Raw genomic sequence first — 18,684 nt, 5'->3', positions numbered from 1 at the left:
CTGCAGCGCGTCGGCTCGGCCGGGCTGCATGCCGGCGCGGTGGTCGGCCTGGCGAGCCTGGTGGCGGGCCCGTGGCTGCATGCGGCCGATGCGCTGCCGGCGGCGCAGGTGCTGGCGATGGCCGGCGGCATCGGGCTGATCGGCCTGGTGCTGTTCGAGTTCGGCCGGCTGATGTCGTTCGAGCAGCGTGCGCGCGAGGAGCTGTCGCCGCAACGCCTGCGCCCGTCTCCGGCGATCGAGGGCCATTCGAGCCTCGACCGCCGCAAGCACTGAGCAGCCTGCGATGGCGCAACTGGACTTCGGGGACCGCCTCGCGTCGGGCTTCGTCGGCGTGGTCGTCGGTGCGGTGATCGGTGGCGCGGTGGCCTGGTGGCTGGGTGTCTACCACGCGGCGATCGACGTGCCCGACCTGCGGCCGGTGTTCGTGCGCTGGATCGGCGGCACGGCGCTCGGCTTCGGACTGGTCGGCTTCCTGTTCGGCCCGGTCGTCGGCACGCTGCTCGGCGAGGTCATCAGCTTGCTGTTCCGGTTCGAGGACCGGCGACACACCGAGTTCCCGTTCGGGTTCTCGGTGCTGGCGCTGCTCGGCGTCGGGCTCTGGTACTACATCAAGTACCACTGAGCGGCATCAGGCCGGCAGCGCCCTCAGCGCATCGAGCGTCGCCAGGCAGGCGCCGGCCACTTCGGCGCCCTTCTTGACGAAGTGCTCGCTGAAGAACTGCCGGTGCTCCGCATGCTCGTGGAAGTGCCGCGGCGTCAGCACGGCCGAGAATACCGGTACGCCGGTGTCCAGCTGAACGCGCATCAGGCCGTCGATCACCGCGGCGCTGACGAACTCATGCCGGTAGATGCCGCCGTCGACGACGAGCGCGCAGCCGATGACTGCGTCGTAGCGGCCGCTGCGCGCGAGCTTCTGCGCATGCAGCGGGATCTCGAACGCGCCGGGCACGTCGAAAGCATCGATGCCGTGGGTCGGGATCCGTCGTCGCTCGAACTCGTCGAGCAGCCCGCGACGGGCCTGTTCGACGATCTCGCGGTGCCAGGAGGCGCAGACGACCGCGATGCGCGGCGCGTCGGTGGGGGAGGGAGTGGTGAGGGTCTGATTCATGGGGTCCTCGAGTTGGATGGCCAGAATCAGGGCGCGCGACAACGCGGGCGCTGCAGCCGAAGCCGCCGTGCCCGTGGCATTCGCGTTTCTCTTTCATCCGGACTGTGACCGTCGGCCCTGGCATCGCACCAGGTCTGCTGACCCCGATCGCACCGATGCGTGACGCAACGGCATGACCGGGCGCTCGCGGGCTCCCGTGATCGCTCACGGATACCGCCGGTGGGGAATTTCGCCCCGCCCTGAGAACGCTGTCCGCCGGTGAAGGCGGACGCCGCGATTCTAGGAGGGTCGGAGCAAGCTCACTCGCAGCGCGCTGCCCCGCTCGCCACGCAGTCGAAGAAGCCGAGCACCCGGTGCAGCGTCGGGATGCGGTACGCGTCGGCTTCGATCAGCAGCGAGTGCTTGCCCTGCATCACCGTGCGGGCGACGCAGTAGCCGGCGCCGTGCGCTGCGTTGAGGTTGTCGCAGAAAGTCTTCTGCGCCGACGGCTTCACCACCACATCCTGCTCGCCCTGCAGCAGCAGCACCGGCTGGCGGATGCGGCCGGCCGCTTCGCCGCGCACCCGTTCGGCGGCGGCGCAGGACTGCTGGAACCAGCGGTACGACACACCGCCCACCTTCGCATGCGGCGAGCCGCAGTCCGGCCCGTCGCAGCGTGCTTGCGCGCGCATGTCCCAGTGGCGCTTGAAGCGCGCTGCGCTGTGCGTCAGCGCGTTCGGTGCGTCGGGCGCGCGCTGCCTGATCAGCTCGTAGGCCGGATCGAAGGGCGTGCCCTCGGCATAGCTCTTCGGCATCAGCCACGCGATGCCCGACAGCTGCATCGTGCCGCCGTCGCAGAGGTAGTCGGCCAGCTGCGCCGTGACGCCGGCGTTGCTCGCGCCGGTGGCCCACGGCGCCATCATCGGCGTGACGAGCGCCAGCGCCGCGATGCGTGCCGACGGCGAGGCCTCGAGGAACAGCGCCGCCGCGGCGCCGCCCATCGAATGCGCCAGCAGGAACAGCGGCAGCGGCCGGCCGATGCGCGCCGTGCGCACCGGGCCGTCGACGAAGGTTGCGAGGTCGTTCACGTAGTCGTCGAAGTTCTCGACGTGGCCGATCGAATCGTCCTGCGGCAGCAGGCGCTGCGAGAAGCCCTGGCCGCGGTGGTCGTGGATGTAGACCGAGTAGCCGCTGCGCACCAGGTCGCGCACCGTCTCCTGGTAAAGCGCCAGGCCTTCGGTGCGGCCGGTGGAGATGACGATGCCGCCGCGCGTCTCGGTGCGGTGCTGGTACAGCCGGTAGTGGATCTTCACGCCGTCGACGCCGGTGAAGGCGCCGCGCGTGAGCTGGGCCTCTTTCAGCGCGAGGGCTTCGAGATCGGTCCAGCTCGGCGACGCGGCGAGATCGGCCTCGGTGCCGATCACGTAGGGTGCAGGGCCGGAGGCCTCCAGCGGTGGGAACGACGAGGCCTCCTGGGCGTTGGCCGGGTCGGCCGTTGCCACGAAGATCAGCCCTGCGGCCAGCAGCCGCATCAAGTTTCGAAAATTCATCTCAGGGGAATTTCAGGTCCAACGTGGGGAGCGGACAAGCAGGTAGCGCGGGCGTCCGTTGCCGACCTGGGTGGTCAGGACGTCGATTGCCACCGTTTCGCCCAGGTGGCGATTGATCTCGGCGATGCCCTCGACGGTGGGCGCAATCTTCCCGCGCAGGAGTTGGCCGCCGGTGTCGGTCTTGAACTCGAAGGTTCGGGCCTGGGGAAGCAGTCCGGTGAAATGTCCGGTCAACGTGACGTGGTCCTCGTGCAGATTGTCTTCGGCCAATCGTTGCAGGCTTTGCTTCACCTGCCCGACATCGACATAGCGGACGGTGCGATCGGCAACCTGCAGTGTGCAGACAGCATCGTGGTCCGCCAGCACCTTGAGGAACGCTCGCACCTTCTCGACGGCGCGCCGATCGGTCTCGGAGGCGACGTCGGCCAACTCCTCGTCGGTGCCGAAGGTGCTCGCGAGCAGTGCATGCGTGCGCTCGAGCGCCGTGGCCATCGCACTGCGCTCCAGGGAAGGGGTTGGGTCCGGGCTGTGTTCCTCGAGTTCGAAGCCGAAGGATCCCAGTGCCGTGCTCGTGATGAGCAGCGGGTTCTGCCCGCGATTTGGAATCGGGCCCGAGGCAGCGAGTGGCGCCGACAAGGAAGCGGCCATGGCTGCAATGGCTTCGCTGAAGCTGTTCACCGCGCGCATGCCGAAGTCGGCCGAGACACCTCGGCTGCCCACCACCGGTGCGCCGCTGAAGGTGAGTCGGGCACGAGCGGGTTCCGGTTCGAGACCCTCGGGCGTTTCCTGAAGGCGGCTCTCGACGGCGCGCAGGCGGGCTTCATTGCTGCTGCGCGTCAGCAGTGCCGACGCCGGAAGCCGTGCCAACTGATCGCGAAGGAACTGTTGGTCGGCAAGCAGGTGATGGCGTTCGTCGGGTGTCATGGATGCAGCGAATCGTAGCGGTCGAGCCATTGCCGCGCCAGCAGATCGGTGGCGGGCTCGAGGTCGACTTGCAGAAAGCCTTTCCAGGTCGCGTTGCGCCGGTGCGACCAGAGGCTGTACCAGTAGGTGCTCAGGGAGACGATGGTTCGTGCCGGCAGCTTGTCGAGTTCCACGAAGTAGCTGTCGACGTGGAAGCGGGCCTTGGCTTCGTCGTGATCAAGGACGCTGGTGTTGTCCGGACCGGGCGCGAATCCTGGTGGTGAATGAAGAAAAGTGACCACATCGATGTCCCGAGGTGCACGCTGCTCGAGCAGTTCGATGTGCTCCATGAAGCTGCCATCAAGCCACTGCATCCCGCTGACAAGGCCGATGGCATGCAGCGCTGCGCGGTAGTGTACGAATCCCGACAAGATCTGATGGCGCGCCGGGCTGGTCGCGAATCGCATCACCAGATCCAGCATCGAAATGGAATAGGGCGAGCGTTGCGGCGCTGTGGGGTTTTGCGAGTCCATCGGCGGCAGGATGCCCAGCGGCGTCCACTCGGGTATGGCAACGGTGCTCAATGAACTGTCTCCGCCGGGTTGTGAAGGCCGGCGGGCAATCTATCAGCCTGTCGAACGGACGCGAACGGGACAGATGTGCTTTGGTGGCCGAGACTCAGTACGTCCGCCCGGCCTTGAACTGCGCCCGCGTCGTGCGCGTGCGCTGCGTTGCCCGGTCGATCGCGGCGAACGACTTCGCGGCATGCGCATGGCACACCGCGAGGCCGAGCGCGTCCGCGGCATCCTTGCCGGGCAGGCCGGGCAGCTTCAGCAGCCGCATGATCATTTCCTGAACCTGCTCCTTGCGCGCCTGGCCGTGGCCGACGATGGCTTTCTTCATCTGCAGCGCGGTGTACTCGGCCACCTCCAGGTTGCCCGATACCAGCGCGGTCAGCGCCGCGCCACGGGCCTGGCCGAGCAGCAGCGTGCTCTGCGGGTTCACGTTGACGAAGACGATCTCGACCGACGCGCAATGCGGCTCGTAGCGGGCGGCGACCTCGCGCACGCCGTCGAAGATGATCTTCAGCCGCGCCGGCAGGTGGCCGATGTCGGCGGCATCGGTCTTGATGGTGCCGCTGGCGACGTAATGCAATTGCGTGCCGTCGATGTCGACCACGCCGAAGCCGGTGGTCCGCAAGCCGGGGTCGATGCCTAGGATGCGCATGTCAGGTGGCGCTCATCACGCATCGAAGTACCACCGCACCGAATGGAAGAACACCGGCGCCGCGAAGGCGAGCGGTGCGACGCGGTCGAGCAGCCCGACCGCACCCGTCACCGATGCGCGGTTGCCCCAGCGCCGCACGCCGGCATCGCGCTTCAGCGCCTGCATCACCAGCGAGCCCAGCGTGCCGCAGCCCGACGCGATGAAGCCGATCAGCAGCGACTGCGCCGGCTTGAACGGCGTGATCCAGTACAGCAGCCCGCCGACCACCCCGCCGCCCAGCGCGCCGATCACGAAGGCGCGCCACGAGAACGCACGGTCGATGTGGCGGGCCACCGGCCGTGCGCGCACGCGCCGGCTCGCCAGCGCCTGCACGCCTTGCGCACACGCCACCACCAGCACCAGGTACAGCACCAGGAAGGCACCGCGCTCCTGGTAGCCCTCGAAGTCGAGCAGCAGCAGCGCCGGCGCGTGGCTCATGCCGTAGATGCAGACCATCGTGCCCCACTGGATCTTCGCGGTGCGTTCCAGAAAACGCGTCGCGTCGTTGCCGAGCGCCGCCAGGATCGGCAGCGCCGCGAACGCATAGACCGGGATGAACACGGTGAACAGGTCGAAGTGGCGCGTGCCCGCGAGGAAGTACTGCGCCGGCAGCACGACGAAGAAGGCCGCCAGCAGCGCGCGGTGGTCGCCGCGCCGGGTGTGCGTCAGCGTGATGAACTCGCGCAGCGCGAGGAAGCTCATCAGCGCGAACAGCAGCGTCGCGATGAACGCGCCCGACGCCCAGGCCACCCAGAACAGCACCGTGCCGATCCACACCGCGCGCAGCTCGCGCCGGAAGCGCTCGGTCAGCTCGGCCATCTCGGGCGACAGCTCGCGCAGCGAGCGCGCGAACGCGAGGCCGGTCACGATCGCCAGCAGCCCGAAGATGATCACGAACAGCAGGCCGACCTGCTGGCTCACCGTCAGTTGACGCAGCGCACCCATCAGGCGGCCACCTTGCTGAGCGCCAGCACCGCGGAGCGCGCGCGGTCGAGGAAGACGCGCTTGTCTTCACCGGCTGCCAGCGTCATCGGCGCGCCGAAGGTCACCGAGCAGAGGATCGGCACCGGAACCACTTCGCCCTTGGGCATCACGCGTTGCACGTTGTCGATCCAGGTGGGTATCAGCTGCACGTCGGGGAACTGCTCGGCCAGGTGGTAGAGGCCCGCCTTGAAGGCCTGCGGCTCGCCCTTGTTGCCGCGCGTGCCTTCGGGAAAGATCACCAGCGAGTCGCCGTTGCGCAGCGCTTCGGCCAGCGGCTCCAGCGGGTCTTCATCCTCGGTGCGCACGCGGCTCACGTAGACCGCATTGAACACCTCGCGCGTGATCCAGTGCTTCAGCGGCGACGAGGTCCAGTAGTCGCGCGCGGCGATCGGCCGCGTCTGCGCCCGCAGGTCGTGCGGCAGCGAGGCCCAGATCAGCACCCAGTCGAAGTGGCTCTGGTGGTTGGCGAAGTAGATGCGCTGCTCGGCCTTCGGCGGGCTGCCGTACCAGTGCCCCTGGGCACCGGTGATCAGGCGGGCGATCGACGACAGCAGTAAACCGACGAGCTCGGGACGGGTCATGCCGGGATGGTAGCCGCCGGCTTCAGTGACGGAAGTGACGAATGCCCGTGAGCACCATCGCGATGCCGCGCTCGTTCGCCGCGGCGATCACCTCGTCGTCGCGCATGCTGCCGCCCGGGTGGATCACGCAGCTCGCGCCGGCATCGATCACCACGTCCAGCCCGTCGCGGAACGGGAAGAACGCATCGCTCGCGACCGCCGAATCCTTCAGCGACAGCTTGGCGTTCTCGGCCTTGATGCTCGCGATGCGCGACGAATCGACGCGGCTCATCTGCCCGGCGCCGACGCCGAGCGTCATGCCGTTCGCGCAGAACACGATTGCGTTGCTCTTGACGTACTTCGCGACCTTCCACGCGAACAGCAGGTCGAGCATCTGCTGCTGCGTCGGTTGCTTGACGGTGACGACCTTCAGGTCGGCGAGCGCCAGCTCGTGGAGGTCGGCGGACTGGATCAGCAGGCCGGAGCCGACGCGCTTCACGTCCTGCGCATTGCGGCCCTGCGACCACGGCGTGGCGCCGCCCGGCGGCAGCGCGATCTGCAGCAGCCGCACGTTCGGCTTGCCCTTGAAGGCCGCCAGCGCCTCGGCGCTGAACGACGGCGCGATCACCACCTCGGAGAACTGCTTGACGACCAGCGCCGCCGCCGCGCCGTCGAGCTCGACGTTGAACGCGATGATGCCACCGAAGGCCGAGCTCGGGTCGGTGTGCAGCGCCTTGCTGTAGGCCTGCGCGGCATCGGCGCCGATCGCGACGCCGCACGGGTTCGCATGCTTGACGATCACGCAGGCGGCCGGTGCGTCGCCCGGGCCGAACGACTTGACGCATTCCCAGGCCGCATCGGCATCGGCGATGTTGTTGTACGACAGCTCCTTGCCCTGCAGCTGCTGGCCGGTGACGAGCGAGCCCGGTGCCGGGTTCAGGTCGCGGTAGTACGCGGCCGCCTGGTGCGGGTTCTCGCCGTAGCGCAGGTCCTGCAGCTTCACGAAGCGGCCGTTGCTCTGCGCCGGGAAGGCGCTGCGGCTGCCGTCGGGCTGCAGCGACGACAGGTAGTCGCTGATCGCGCCGTCGTAGTCGGCGATGCGGTTGAACGCCGCCACCGCCAGCTTGAACTTCGTCTCGCGGCTCACGCTGCCCGCGGCCTTCAGCTCGGCGACGACGCCGGCGTACTGCGACGCGTCGGTCAGCACCGCGACGTCTTTCCAGTTCTTCGCGGCCGAGCGCACCATCGCCGGCCCGCCGATGTCGATGTTCTCGATCGCGTCTTCGAGCGTGCAGCCGGGCTTGGCCACCGTGGCCTCGAACGGATACAGGTTGACGACCAGCAGATCGATGGTCGAGATGCCGTGCGCCTGCAGCGCCGCCATGTGCTCCGGCACGTCCCGCCGCGCCAGCAGGCCGCCGTGCACTTTCGGGTGGAGCGTCTTCACGCGGCCGTCGAGCATCTCGGGGAAGCCGGTGTGGTCGGCGACCTCGGTCACCGGCAGGCCGGCATCGGCGAGCAGCTTCGCGGTGCCGCCGGTCGAGAGCAGCTTGCAGCCGAGGGCATGCAGTTCGCGTGCGAGGTCGAGCACGCCGGTCTTGTCGGAAACGGAAAGCAGGGCTTGCATGAGGGGGTCTCGAGTTATTTGGTGAGCTTGTGGTCGAGCAGCTTGCGCCGCAGCGTGTTGCGGTTGATGCCCAGCCATTCGGCGGCGCGGCTCTGGTTGCCGTCGGCATGCTTCATCACCACGTCGAGCAGCGGCTTCTCGACGACCTTCAGGATCATGTCGTACATGGCGTTCGGCTCGACGCCGCGCAGGTCCTTGAAGTAGGTCTCGAGGCTGTCACGGATGCATTCTTCGATGTGCTTCTTGCTCATGCTTCTTGTTCGATGAGATCGTGGTTGGCTGCGCCGCCGGGGTGTGCCGCGGGCAGCCGATGGTGCGTGTCGGCCAGTTGATCGAACCAGTCCGTCACGGCGCGGACCTGCTCCTCGCAGGTGTCCAGCGTGTTCATGCGGGCGCGAAAGCCCTCGCCGCCGGGCAGTGCGCGCACTGCCCAGCCGATGTGCTTGCGTGCGGTGCGCACGCCGGCGTATTCGCCATAGAGGCCGTAGTGCTCGTGCAGGTGCTCCAGCAGCCAGGTCTTGGCCTGCAGCACCTCGGGCGCCGGCAGGTGTTCGCCGGTGTCGAGGAAGTGTGCGATCTCGCGGAAGATCCACGGCCGGCCCTGCGCCGCGCGGCCGATCATCAGCGCGTCGGCGCCGGTCGCGGCCAGCACCTCGCGCGCCTTCTCGGGCGAGTCGATGTCGCCATTGGCCACCACCGGGATGCGCAACGCGGCCTTCACCGCGGCGATCGTGTCGTACTCGGCGTGGCCGCCGTAGCCTTGCTCGCGGGTGCGGCCGTGCACCGTCACCATCGCGATGCCGGCCGATTCGGCGGCGCGCGCGATCGCGAGCGCATTGCGTTCGCTCTGGCACCAGCCGGTGCGCATCTTCAGCGTCACCGGCACGTGGCGCGGCGCGCAGGCGGCGACCACCGCCTCGATGATCGAGAGCGCGAGCGGCTCGTCCTGCATCAGCGCCGAGCCGGCCCACTTGGTGCAGACCTTCTTGGCCGGGCAGCCCATGTTGATGTCGATGACCTGCGCGCCGCGGTCGATGTTGTAGGCGGCGGCCTCGGCCATCTCCTGCGGCTCGGTGCCGGCGATCTGCACCGCGATCGGCGCCACCTCGCCGTCGTGGTTGGCGCGCCGCGAGGTCTTCAGGCTGTTCCACAGCTCGCGCCGCGACGTCACCATCTCGCTCACCGCGTAGCCCGCGCCCAGCCGCTTGCAGAGCTGGCGGAACGGCCGGTCGGTCACCCCTGCCATCGGCGCGGCGAACAAGCGGTTCGGCAGCACGATGTTGCCGATGACGGGGCCGGTGGGCATGGTGGGGGGAGTGCCAAAAAAGGAGGCAGAGTATAGCCCTTGGGGTCTGCGCATAATGCCCGCGGATGGATGCATGGATCGACCCGCTGATCGCCCTGCTGGCGCTGCCCGGATACGGCCTCAGTTCGATCTTCGTGATCGCGCTGATCTCCGCCACCTTGCTGCCGATGGGCTCGGAGCCGATGGTGGTGGCCGTGGTGAGTGCCAACACCAGCCTGTTCTGGCCCGCCGTGCTGGTGGCGACCGCGGGCAACACGCTGGGCGGCGCGATCACCTGGTGGATGGGCTACGGCGCCGAGAAGGCCTACGAGCATGTGAAGCACAAGCCGCACGAGGTGCGCGTGCTGCGCTGGCTGCAGCGCTTCGGGCCCAAGGCCTGCCTGCTGTCGTGGCTGCCGATCGTCGGCGATCCGCTGTGCGCGGTGGCCGGTTGGCTCAAGCTGCCGTTCTGGCCCTGCGTCGGATTCATGGCGATCGGCAAGTTCGCACGCTACCTGGTGATGACGGCGGGTGCGCTGTGGTTGTTTCCGGGCTGGTTTGCGGGATGATGGGGGGTTCATTCGGCACCGCAACGGTGCGCAATCAAACCGTGATGGATTGCCGGCCGGCAGCGATTGGCGGCGATTGGCGGCGAATTGCGATGACGGCGCCATGGCCCCTCGTGGCACGATCCTCGCTGGGCCCGCGGGCTGACAAGGCAAAGCATGAAGTTTCCGACCCAATCCAAGCCCGACACCAAGCCCGCCGCTGCGAAGGGGTCGGCCAAGGGTGCGCCGAAGAGCGCGGCCAAGCCGGCCGCCGCACCGGCCCGGCCGATGAAGGCGTCGACTGCGACGCCCGCCTCCACGGCCACCAAAGACACCAAGGGAAGCAAGGCGGCCAAGGCCGGCAAGGCGGGTAAGCCGGCCGCGGACCCGAATGCGTTCCTGAAGAACCCGGTGCGCTGGCTGAAGCGATTGTTCCGCCGGCCGGTCCGGCTGAAGCGTCAGGGCCTGGATTTCAAGCTCGTGCTCGACGATCCGGCGACCCGCTTCGGCGACGCGGCGATGGACGGCCCGAAGATGACGCCGTCGGACACCGCCGACGTGCAGGCGATGCGCCTCGAACTGGGCGCGGTGCTCGACCGCGATCCGCGCTCGCGCAGCGTGCTGGTGCACCTCAACATGCTGGAGCGCGCGCTGAAGACCAAGGGCATGAAGGCCTTTGAAGACCTGCCGGCCGAACTGCTGCGCAAGGCGATGGCCCAGCTCGACACGCTGGTGATGGATTGGTCGGCGCGCGGCCTGACGCTGCTGCGTGCACGCGCCTCGGGCACGCTGGCGCGCACGCGCATCAGCGCCGGCACGCGGCAGGCCGACTTCGGCGACACCACGCATGTGCAGGTGCGCGAAGCGAGCGTCACGACCTTCATGGAAGTCGAGCGCGAGTGGGAAGACATGAAGCGTTGACCACCGCAGAAGTTGACCACCCCCGGAGGTAGAAAGTTGACCACCCCCGGAGGCGCTGCGCGCCTTCCCCCTCAAGGGGGCGCCGCCAGCGGCCCGGCGGAGCCGGTTCCGCGGCGTCCGCTGGGCTGAACCCGCTCAGGCGGTCTTGCGTGCGGCCCGTTTGGCGGGCGTCTTGGTCGGTGCCTTCACGGGGGCCTTTGACGCGGCCTTGCGTGCCGCCTTGGCCGGTGCGCTGCCGTTCAGGCCGGCGACCTTCGCGCTCAGTTCGTCGATGCGCTTCGTCAGCGCAGCGACATCCTTGGCGCTCGGCACGCCCAGCTTGGCCAGCGCCTTCGCGGTGCGTTCCTCGAAGATCGTTTCCAGCTTGTCCCAGTGCTGGCCGGCCTTGGCGCTCACGTCGCCGGCCATGCCGCTCATCTTGTTCGTGACCTCGCCGATCTTCTCCTCGGCCACCGCCTGGGTCTTGCGCTGCAGGCTCACGCCTTCCTTGACCAGCGCGTCGAACACCTTGCCGCCTTCTTCCTGGGCCTTCGAGAAGGCGCCGAGGCCGGCCAGCCAGATCTGCTGGGCCGAATCCTTCACCGTGCCGGCGAACGCGCTGTCGAGCAGGCCGGCCGCCGAGGCGCTCTTCTTCTCGGCCATCTTCTGCAGTTTCTTGACCATGGGTTCCTCTGTGGGTTGTGGAGTCGGTGATGTGAAAGTCGCCGCGCCACTATAGGAGGCCACCTCGCACGCGGCACCGGCTTTCTCTAGGGCGCAGCCTCTATGCGGCATCGGTGGCGGGCTCGGGTAATCGCGCAGCAGGGCGCCTGCGGGTTTGGTCAAGAATCAAACCAAACCAACCCGACCGTTCCCAGGAGGACTGCATGCAGTATTTCGTCACCGGCGCCACCGGCTTCATCGGCAAGCGGCTCGTCAAGACCCTGCTGCAGCGCCGCGGCGCGACCGTCCACTTCCTGCTGCGGCCCGAAAGCGAAGGCAAGGTCGACGAACTGCTGCAGTACTGGGGTGTCACGAAGGCGCGCGCCGTGCCGGTCTACGGCGACCTCACCGCGAAGAAGCTCGGCGTCGCGGCCGATGCGCTGAAGGCGCTGAAGGGCAAGATCGACCACGCCTACCACCTCGCCGCCGTCTACGACCTCGCGGCCGACGAAGAGAGCCAGGTGCGCGTCAACGTCGAAGGCACGCGCAACGTCGTCGAGTTCGTCCGCGCCATCGATGCCGGCCACCTGCACCACGTCAGCTCGATCGCGGCCGCCGGCCTGTACGAGGGCGTGTTCCGCGAGGACATGTTCGACGAGGCCGAGGGCCTCGACCACCCATACTTCATGACCAAGCACGAGAGCGAGAAGATCGTGCGCAAGGAGTGCAAGGTCCCGTGGACGGTGTACCGTCCGGCGATGGTGGCCGGAGATTCGCAGACCGGCGAGATGGACAAGATCGACGGCCCGTACTACTTCTTCAAGCTGATCCAGCGCATGCGGCAGATCCTGCCGCCGTGGATGCCGAGCGTCGGCCTCGAAGGCGGACGGGTCAACATCGTGCCGGTCGATTTCGTCGTCGCGGCGCTCGACCACATCAGCCACGCGAAGACCGAACTCGACCGGAAGTGCTTCCACCTCGTCGACCCGCAGGGCTACCGCGTCGGCGACGTGCTCGACATCTTCAGCAAGGCCGCGCATGCGCCGAAGATGAACCTGTTCATCAATGCCGCGCTGCTGGGCTTCATCCCGCGCAGCGTCAAGAAGGGCCTGATGGCGCTGGCGCCGGTGCGCCGCGTGCGCGCCGCGGTGATGAAGGACCTCGGCCTGCCGGAAGACATCTTCACCTTCATCAACTACCCGACGCGCTTCGACTGCCGCGACACGCTGGCCGCGCTGAAGGGCTCGGGCATCGCCTGCCCGGACCTGCGCGACTACGCGTGGCGGCTGTGGGATTACTGGGAGCGCCACCTCGACCCGGCGCTGCTGATCGACCGCTCGCTGCGCGGCACGGTGGGCGGCAAGGTGGTGCTGGTGACCGGCGGCTCGTCGGGCATCGGGCTGGCGGCGGCGATCAAGTTCGCCGAGGCCGGCGCGATCACGCTGATCTGCGCGCGCGACGAGGCCAAGCTGGCCGAGGCCCGCAAGGAGATCCTGCTGGCCGCCGGCAAGGACGCCCGCGTCGAGACTTTCTCGTCCGACATCTCCGACGAGGCCAGCTGCCGCGACCTGATCGACTGGATCAACACCAACTTCGGCGGCGTCGATTTCCTGGTCAACAACGCCGGCCGCTCGATCCGCCGCGCGATCGAGAGCAGCTACGACCGCTTCCATGATTTCGAGCGCACGATGCAGCTGAACTACTTCGGCTGCCTGCGCGTGACGATGGGCCTGCTGCCCGGCATGGTCGCGAAGAAGAAGGGCCACATCGTCAACATCAGCTCGATCGGCGTGCTGACGAATGCGCCGCGCTTCTCGGCCTACGTGGCCAGCAAGGCGGCACTCGACGCCTGGACGCGCTGCGCCTCGAGCGAGTACGCCGACACCGGCATCACCTTCACGACGATCAACATGCCGCTGGTGCGCACGCCGATGATCGCGCCGACCAAGATCTACAACAACGTGCCGACGCTCGCGCCCGAAGAGGCGGCCGACATGATCGCGCAGGCCTGCGTCTACAAGCCGGTGCGCATCGCGACGCGCCTGGGCATTGCCGGCGAGGTGCTGCATGCGCTGGTGCCGCGCATCGCGCAGATCGTGATGAACACCAGCTTCCGGATGTTCCCGGACAGCTCGGCGGCCAAGGGGGACAAGACAGGCAAGCCGACGCTGTCACCCGAGGCGATGGCCTTGCAGCAGATGATGCGAGGCATCCACTTCTGACAGCGGCACGGGTTCCGAGAGGTACTCGCGCGCCGCGACCGCGCCGGCGCTGATTTCCATCCAGCGCTCGGGCGCCGCGGCGATCTGCTCCAGGTGCTGCTGCGCCGCGCAGGTGCCCTTGCTGCGTTCGGGCAGGTCGCGCAGCACCGCCCAGCAGACACGCCGCAGCGCGTGCAGCGCCGCGGCCAGTTGCAGCGCGTTGCCGCCGAGCTGGGTCGACGCGCTGTCGATCTCGCGCACCACGCGGTCGCTGTCGAGGCCTTCGCGCACGATGCGCTTGACGCTCGCGACCGGGTCGTAGGCGCGGCCCAGCTGGAACAGGCGCAACGCGAGCGCGATCGCGACCAGGCCGGCCAGCACGTGGCGCGCCGCGAACAGCTCGCCGCGCGACAGGTGGCGGCAGATCGACATGTGGGCATAGCCGACGTCGAACTGGGCGCGTGCCGCGATGCGATCGTTCGTCAGCTGGCGAGCCACTGCCGCCTGCAGCGGCATCAGGTGCCTGGAGCCCCACAGCGGCTGCCAGCGCAGCACGCGCTCGACGATCGGCAGCGTGTCGGGCGTCACGATGAAGAGTTCGAGCTTGAAGCCGTCGGCGTACAGCACCGAGGTGCGGCAGCCGAAGCCCTCTTTCCAGCTCGGACCGCCCACCAGCTGCACCGGCTCGGCGACCAGCGGCAGCAGCGCGGTGGCGACCTGCCGGGCGCCGTCGATCAAGGCCCCCTCGGCGAGCAGAACGACGAGGTCGAGGTCGGACTGGTCGTCATGGCGGCCGCTGGCCTGCGAGCCGCCGAGCGCGACCGCCAGCGCATGCGGGCAGTGCTGGAGCGTGGCCTGCGACAGCCGTGCGGCGAGTTGCGCGCAATCTCTCATGGGGGGCTTCTCGTGGGGGTGACGGGCATGGCGAACGGCAGGAGCGGGGGCCGCTGGCGGCGTGGTGTCAGGCCTGCAGCACCGCGCTGACGCGTRCACGCTCGGCCAGCGCCGCGCGCGTCGCGATCACCAGCGCGCCGCCGGCGGTCATCGTGGCCGCCAGCCCGTACACGCCGGCACCCCAGGTCGGCAGCGCGCGGCTGGCGAACCAGGCGGCACCGGCCAGGCCGATGCCGTGCGCGCAGGCGGTGTAGATCGCCTGCCCGGTGATGGCGTAGCGGCTCGGGCTCAGGTCGCGGACCCACAGCGCGCACAGCGCGTGCATCCACGAGAACGATGCGACGTGCAGCACGAAACCCGCCAGCAGCCATGGCAGCGCGCCGTCGGCCGCGAGCAGCGACCAGCGCAGCAGCGACAGCATGACGATCACGCCGAACACCCGGGCGTTGCCCCAGCGGGCGCGCAGGCGGTCGAAGGCGGCGAAGCCGAGCGCTTCGACGCCGAACGCGGCGCACCACAGCGCGGCGATGGCCGGCCCGCCGGCGCCGCGCTGTTGCAGCAGCAGTGTCGCGCTGCCGTAGAACACGCCGTTGGCGCCGATCAGCAGCGTGGCGCCCGCCAGCAGCAGCAGGCCGCTGCGGGTCGCGAGCGAGGGCGGCGTGCGCCTTCCCGTTGCGGTGGGGTGGTGCGCGGCAGCCGGCGACTGCGTCACCGGCCCGCCCTGCACCGTCGCTTGCACCATCGCCTGCACCGCAGATTGCATCGCGCGCAGGCTGAAGAGCAGCACCAGCGCCGACACCAGCACCAGCAGCGGCAGCGCGGCCTGCTGCCACGCCGGTCCGGCCGACCACAGGCCGCCGAACACCAGCACGCCGATGCACACCGAGGCCGAGCCGAGCGCCCGCATCGACCCATAGCGCGCGCCGCCGCCGGCACTGCGCAGCCGGGTCGCGAGGGCCTCCAGCAGGCTCTGGAAATAGTTGCGGCACGCGGCGATGACGACCACGCCGAGCAGCAGCCCGCCGAAATGCGTCGAGCTGGCCAGCAGCCAGACGGCGGCCAGGCCGGCCCAGGCTGCCATCCACAGCAGGCTCGACTGGCGCCGCGACGCATCGGCCCACCAGGCGAGCATCGGCCCGGTCAGCAGCTTGACGCCGAACACCGCGCTGAAGATCCAGCCGACCTCGTCGGGCGCGAGCCCCTTGTCGCGCAGGAAGGGCGGCAGGTAGCCCAGCAGCACACCGGCCGGCAGGAAGAAGCCGATGTAGCCGAGCGGCAGATGCCACGCTCGCCAATCTCGCAAGCCTTGTCCGGTGCAGGTCACAGCAGGCGCTCCAGCATGCCCAGGCTCCATTCGCGCACGCGCCGGCCGGCGGCCTCGTCGAGGTGGCCGGTCCAGACGGCGCGCGTCGGACCGACCAGCCGGTACAGGCACTGGAAGGCCAGGTGCAGGTGCAGGCGCCGCTGCCAAGCCGCCGGATCGGCCGGCAGCCGGGCGCTGCCGTAGTGGTCCCAGGCGCGGGCGACGATCGGCAGCGGGTCGCGATCTTGGTGCAGCGCGCGGATCGCGTACTCGCTGAGCAGGTAGGCGAGGTCGTAACTGCCTTCGCCGAAGTGGCCCTGCTCGAAGTCGATCACCGACACCACGTTGTTGCCGTCGACCAGCAGGTTGCGCGAGTTCAGGTCGCCGTGCACCGGCTCGGCTTCGAGCGCCAGGTAGTCGTGGATGAACGCCAGCGCATCGCGGTGCAGCGGCGGTGGCAGTTCGTCGACCAGGCGGACGTACTGCAGCTCGATCTTGAAGGCCTTGAACGGCCGGCTCGCAGCGAGCAGGTGGTTGCGCGGCTGCAGCGGCAGCGAATGCAGCCGGCCCAGCCAGCGCGCGATCGAACGCAGCGGCACCTCGAGCGCGGCTGCCTCGCTGCTGGTGGCCTGCAGGCGCTCATACAGCGGCGCGCCGGCCGCGGCGTCCATCGCGACGATGTCGTATTCGCTCTGTATCGCGAGCAGCGCCGGCACGTTCAGCGGCCGGGCGGCGGCCTGCGGCGCGCAGGCGCGCGACGCCAGGTCGTGCCAGCTGCAGGCGACGAGGCAGCGCTGCGCGGCACGGGTCGGCAACGGCGGGAAATCGCCCGACAAGGCCACTTCGGTGAAGCGCTTCAGGTAGTGCGTGCCGGCCGGCGAGGTCACCTTCAGCACGCGGTTGAACAGGCCGCCGGCGACCGGCTTGATCGACTGCGGGCTGGGCCAGAGCAGCCTGGCGACCTGGAGCATTTCGCTGTCGATGCCGGTGGTGTCGGCCGGTGCGGCCGATGCACCCGACAAGGGCAGGCTGAGGGGGGCCGTGGCGAGCGGAGTGGTGAAGGCGGTGTATGACATGGTGGCGTGCCGTGAGTGGAGGGACAGGGTCAACGCAGGGATGCCGCCCGGCTGTCGACCGGGGGCGGGTGGCGATGGATGCCGCGCACGTACAGGCTTTGCGCGACCGGGAACAGGCTGATCTCCTGCACGTTGACGTGGGCGGGTTGAAGGTGGATCCATTCGATGGTGCGGGCGAGGTCTTGTGCTTCCAGCGGCGCGAAGCCCTCGAAGCGCCTCGCGGCGTCGAGCCCGGGCTGGCCGTCGAGCAGGCCGGTGCGGGTGGTGCCGGGCTGCACGCAGCTGACGCGCACGCCCGAGCCGTGCAGGTCGGCGCGCACGCAGCGCAGCAGCTGCTGCGTGTAGGCCTTGCTCGCGGCATAGGCGGCCATCGCCGGCGCGGCGTCGTGGCCGGCGATGGAACCGAGCACGATCAGCGTGCCGCCGCCGCGCTGCTGCAGCAGGCGGGCGACGTCGCGCACGACCAGCGTGGTGCCGAGCACGTTGGTGTCGATGGTGGCGCGCAGGTCAGCATCGCTCATGTCGGTGAGCGGCGCGCCCTGGAACGCGCAGCCGGCGCAGTGCACCGCGAGTTCGAGGTCGTGCAGCCGCAGGCGCTCGCCGGCGGCGAGCCGGTCGAAGGCGGCGCGCAGGCCGGGCCGGGCGACGTCGTGCGGCAGCGCGATGAAGCGTTGCGGCCAGTCGCGCGCCATCTCGGCCAGCAGCGCGGCATTGCGGGCGATGCCGATGACGCTGAACCCGCTCGCGAGCAGGCCTTGCGCGACCGCGCGGCCGATGCCGCGGCTGGCGCCCGTCACGGCGCACCAGCGGGTGGGTGGGCGCCGGTCAACCATTGATCAGGTACGAGCTGCCCGGGACCAGGTGGGGCACGTGCGGCGCGATGGCATGCACGTTGACCGTCTTGATGCTCCAGCGCTGGCGTTGCGCGGCCTCGTTGCGCACGGCGCCGATCTCCTTGCCGTGCAAGGACAGGTTGTTCGAGATCGACACGAAGTCGCCAGGCCGCATCTGCACCCGGCGCTTCACGGCATGCAGCGCCTCGGTCAGGCGCTTCACCGCCCGGGTCGCCGAATCGGTCAGGCCCTCGGTGCGGTTCTCGAAGAAGCGCAGTTCGACCTCGCGCGTCAGCACGGCATGGTCGGCCGCCTTGCCCAGCGCCACGTTGCCGCCCATCATCGACAGGTCGTCGTACGGGGTGTAGAACGCCCCTTCGCGCAGCACCGCGAGCGTGTTCTTGTCGAGCGCCGCGAGCACGTCGCGGTTCGCGACGAAGGTGGTCCAGATCTCGTTGTCGTCGCAGCTGCGCAGCGCCAGGATGTTGACCAGGTCGGGGCGCACGAAATGGTTCGCCAGGTCCTTGTGGAAGTGGATCGGGCCGAGCGCCTTCTGCGATTGCGAGGCGCCCAGCGATTCCTTCGGGAAGATGTCCTGGAAGACATCGCCGTCGTTCACGTTCAGGTACGAGATCGGATGCTCGCCGGCCACCTCGGCATGCAGCTGCAGGAAGCCCTCGGCGACGAAGCTGCGCTTCAACCGGTGCTTGTCGGCCACCGGGTCGGCATTGCCGAGCTCGGGCAGCACGCTGTCGATCGGGCAGTTCTCGATGAACACGAACGGCCGCTCGTAGGCCGACACGCGGCGGCGCGCCTCCATGAAATCGCGGTACCGCGCGACGTGGGGGTCGCTCGCGACCAGCATGCGGATCTCGTGGCGGAAGGCCTCGTAGGCCTTGTACGGGTTGACGCGGATGGACTCGAGCCGCCGCACCAGCGCGCTGCGCTCGGTGTCGGCGAAACTGAAATCCAGCGGCAGTTCTCTGCAGGTCATTTGGTGTTCC

21 protein-coding genes and 1 riboswitch are annotated in these 18,684 nt (G+C 69.1%); of the genes, 5 read left to right on the top strand and 16 right to left on the bottom strand.

Annotation, left to right across the window (positions count from 1 at the left end; all coding sequences use genetic code 11):
• Together ACXJLU_RS05710 and ACXJLU_RS05705 are read left to right on the top strand one after the other, a co-directional pair.
• A partial coding sequence (locus ACXJLU_RS05710; protein WP_457329482.1) for a hypothetical protein occupies positions 1–273 on the top strand: 273 nt, incomplete at its 5' end.
• A 10-nt stretch (positions 274–283) separates the two neighbouring features.
• Positions 284–622, top strand: a complete 339-nt coding sequence (locus ACXJLU_RS05705; RefSeq protein WP_457329481.1) for a hypothetical protein — start codon at positions 284–286, stop codon at positions 620–622.
• A gap of 6 nt (positions 623–628) precedes the next feature.
• Here the strand turns inward: ACXJLU_RS05705 and ACXJLU_RS05700 are convergent, their stop codons facing one another.
• The 10 genes from ACXJLU_RS05700 to dusB all read right to left on the bottom strand — a co-directional run bounded on the left by ACXJLU_RS05700 (position 629) and on the right by dusB (position 9,283).
• Positions 629–1,108 (bottom strand): 6,7-dimethyl-8-ribityllumazine synthase, encoded by a 480-nt coding sequence (locus ACXJLU_RS05700; protein WP_457329480.1) that lies wholly within the window; start codon positions 1,106–1,108, stop codon positions 629–631.
• Positions 1,109–1,188: 80 nt separating this feature from the next.
• Positions 1,189–1,359, bottom strand: a riboswitch (FMN riboswitch).
• A 48-nt stretch (positions 1,360–1,407) separates the two neighbouring features.
• Complete coding sequence (locus ACXJLU_RS05695) at positions 1,408–2,637, bottom strand: alpha/beta fold hydrolase (RefSeq protein WP_457329479.1); 1,230 nt, start codon at positions 2,635–2,637, stop codon at positions 1,408–1,410.
• 12 nt (positions 2,638–2,649) lie between these two features.
• Positions 2,650–3,561, bottom strand: coding sequence for a hypothetical protein (locus ACXJLU_RS05690; protein ID WP_457329478.1), 912 nt, complete (start codon positions 3,559–3,561; stop codon positions 2,650–2,652).
• Complete coding sequence (locus ACXJLU_RS05685) at positions 3,558–4,124, bottom strand: DUF6932 family protein (protein ID WP_457329477.1); 567 nt, start codon at positions 4,122–4,124, stop codon at positions 3,558–3,560. The genes ACXJLU_RS05690 and ACXJLU_RS05685 overlap by 4 nt, the downstream gene beginning before the upstream one ends.
• 94 nt (positions 4,125–4,218) lie before the next feature.
• Positions 4,219–4,767 carry a crossover junction endodeoxyribonuclease RuvC gene (gene ruvC, locus ACXJLU_RS05680; RefSeq protein WP_457329476.1) on the bottom strand — a complete coding sequence of 183 codons (549 nt, stop codon included), beginning with the start codon at positions 4,765–4,767 and terminating at the stop codon, positions 4,219–4,221.
• 15 nt (positions 4,768–4,782) lie between these two features.
• On the bottom strand, positions 4,783–5,751 hold the full coding sequence (locus ACXJLU_RS05675) for a phosphatidate cytidylyltransferase (protein WP_457329475.1): 969 nt from the start codon (positions 5,749–5,751) through the stop codon (positions 4,783–4,785).
• Positions 5,751–6,371: a lysophospholipid acyltransferase family protein gene (locus ACXJLU_RS05670; RefSeq protein WP_457329474.1), complete on the bottom strand. Its 621-nt coding sequence runs from the start codon at positions 6,369–6,371 to the stop codon at positions 5,751–5,753. Before ACXJLU_RS05670 ends, ACXJLU_RS05675 begins: the two co-directional genes overlap by 1 nt.
• Positions 6,372–6,393: 22 nt before the next feature.
• Positions 6,394–7,977: a bifunctional phosphoribosylaminoimidazolecarboxamide formyltransferase/IMP cyclohydrolase gene (gene purH, locus ACXJLU_RS05665; RefSeq protein WP_457329473.1), complete on the bottom strand. Its 1,584-nt coding sequence runs from the start codon at positions 7,975–7,977 to the stop codon at positions 6,394–6,396.
• A 14-nt stretch (positions 7,978–7,991) separates the two neighbouring features.
• Positions 7,992–8,228, bottom strand: coding sequence for a Fis family transcriptional regulator (locus tag ACXJLU_RS05660; protein WP_047500781.1), 237 nt, complete (start codon positions 8,226–8,228; stop codon positions 7,992–7,994).
• Positions 8,225–9,283, bottom strand: coding sequence for a tRNA dihydrouridine synthase DusB (gene dusB, locus ACXJLU_RS05655; protein ID WP_457329472.1), 1,059 nt, complete (start codon positions 9,281–9,283; stop codon positions 8,225–8,227). Before dusB ends, ACXJLU_RS05660 begins: the two co-directional genes overlap by 4 nt.
• A gap of 65 nt (positions 9,284–9,348) precedes the next feature.
• Here dusB and ACXJLU_RS05650 point away from each other — a divergent pair, with 65 nt between their 5' ends.
• Positions 9,349–9,831 (top strand): YqaA family protein, encoded by a 483-nt coding sequence (locus ACXJLU_RS05650; protein WP_457329471.1) that lies wholly within the window; start codon positions 9,349–9,351, stop codon positions 9,829–9,831.
• A gap of 156 nt (positions 9,832–9,987) precedes the next feature.
• Positions 9,988–10,731, top strand: a complete 744-nt coding sequence (locus ACXJLU_RS05645; RefSeq protein WP_457329470.1) for a hypothetical protein — start codon at positions 9,988–9,990, stop codon at positions 10,729–10,731.
• 135 nt (positions 10,732–10,866) lie between these two features.
• Here the strand turns inward: ACXJLU_RS05645 and ACXJLU_RS05640 are convergent, their stop codons facing one another.
• Entirely contained in the window at positions 10,867–11,394 is a 528-nt protein-coding gene (locus ACXJLU_RS05640) for a phasin family protein (RefSeq protein ID WP_073465630.1), read from the bottom strand.
• Between the two features lie 203 nt (positions 11,395–11,597).
• On the opposite strand from ACXJLU_RS05640, the gene ACXJLU_RS05635 reads away from it, so the two are divergent.
• The gene (locus ACXJLU_RS05635; RefSeq protein ID WP_457329469.1) at positions 11,598–13,595 is read left to right on the top strand and encodes an SDR family oxidoreductase; all 1,998 of its coding nucleotides are present in this window, start codon (positions 11,598–11,600) and stop codon (positions 13,593–13,595) included.
• Here ACXJLU_RS05635 and ACXJLU_RS05630 read toward each other — a convergent pair.
• From ACXJLU_RS05630 to ACXJLU_RS05610, 5 genes are all read right to left on the bottom strand, one after another.
• A complete protein-coding gene (locus tag ACXJLU_RS05630) occupies positions 13,545–14,468 on the bottom strand; it encodes a hypothetical protein (protein ID WP_457329468.1) in 924 nt (307 codons plus the stop codon). The genes ACXJLU_RS05635 and ACXJLU_RS05630 overlap by 51 nt on opposite strands.
• 67 nt (positions 14,469–14,535) lie before the next feature.
• Positions 14,536–15,771, bottom strand: coding sequence for an MFS transporter (locus ACXJLU_RS05625; RefSeq protein WP_457329467.1), 1,236 nt, complete (start codon positions 15,769–15,771; stop codon positions 14,536–14,538).
• A 17-nt stretch (positions 15,772–15,788) separates the two neighbouring features.
• Positions 15,789–16,847: a phosphotransferase family protein gene (locus tag ACXJLU_RS05620; protein WP_457329466.1), complete on the bottom strand. Its 1,059-nt coding sequence runs from the start codon at positions 16,845–16,847 to the stop codon at positions 15,789–15,791.
• A gap of 29 nt (positions 16,848–16,876) precedes the next feature.
• Positions 16,877–17,644, bottom strand: a complete 768-nt coding sequence (locus ACXJLU_RS05615; protein ID WP_457329465.1) for an SDR family oxidoreductase — start codon at positions 17,642–17,644, stop codon at positions 16,877–16,879.
• A gap of 28 nt (positions 17,645–17,672) precedes the next feature.
• Complete coding sequence (locus tag ACXJLU_RS05610) at positions 17,673–18,674, bottom strand: Fe(II)-2OG oxygenase family protein (protein WP_457329464.1); 1,002 nt, start codon at positions 18,672–18,674, stop codon at positions 17,673–17,675.
• Between the last annotated feature and the right edge of the window lie 10 nt (positions 18,675–18,684).

This window comes from Rhizobacter sp. P5_C2 (assembly GCF_054049715.1).
The sequence above is the reverse complement of the archived record's forward strand: the minus strand, read 5'-3'. Positions and strand labels throughout refer to the sequence as shown.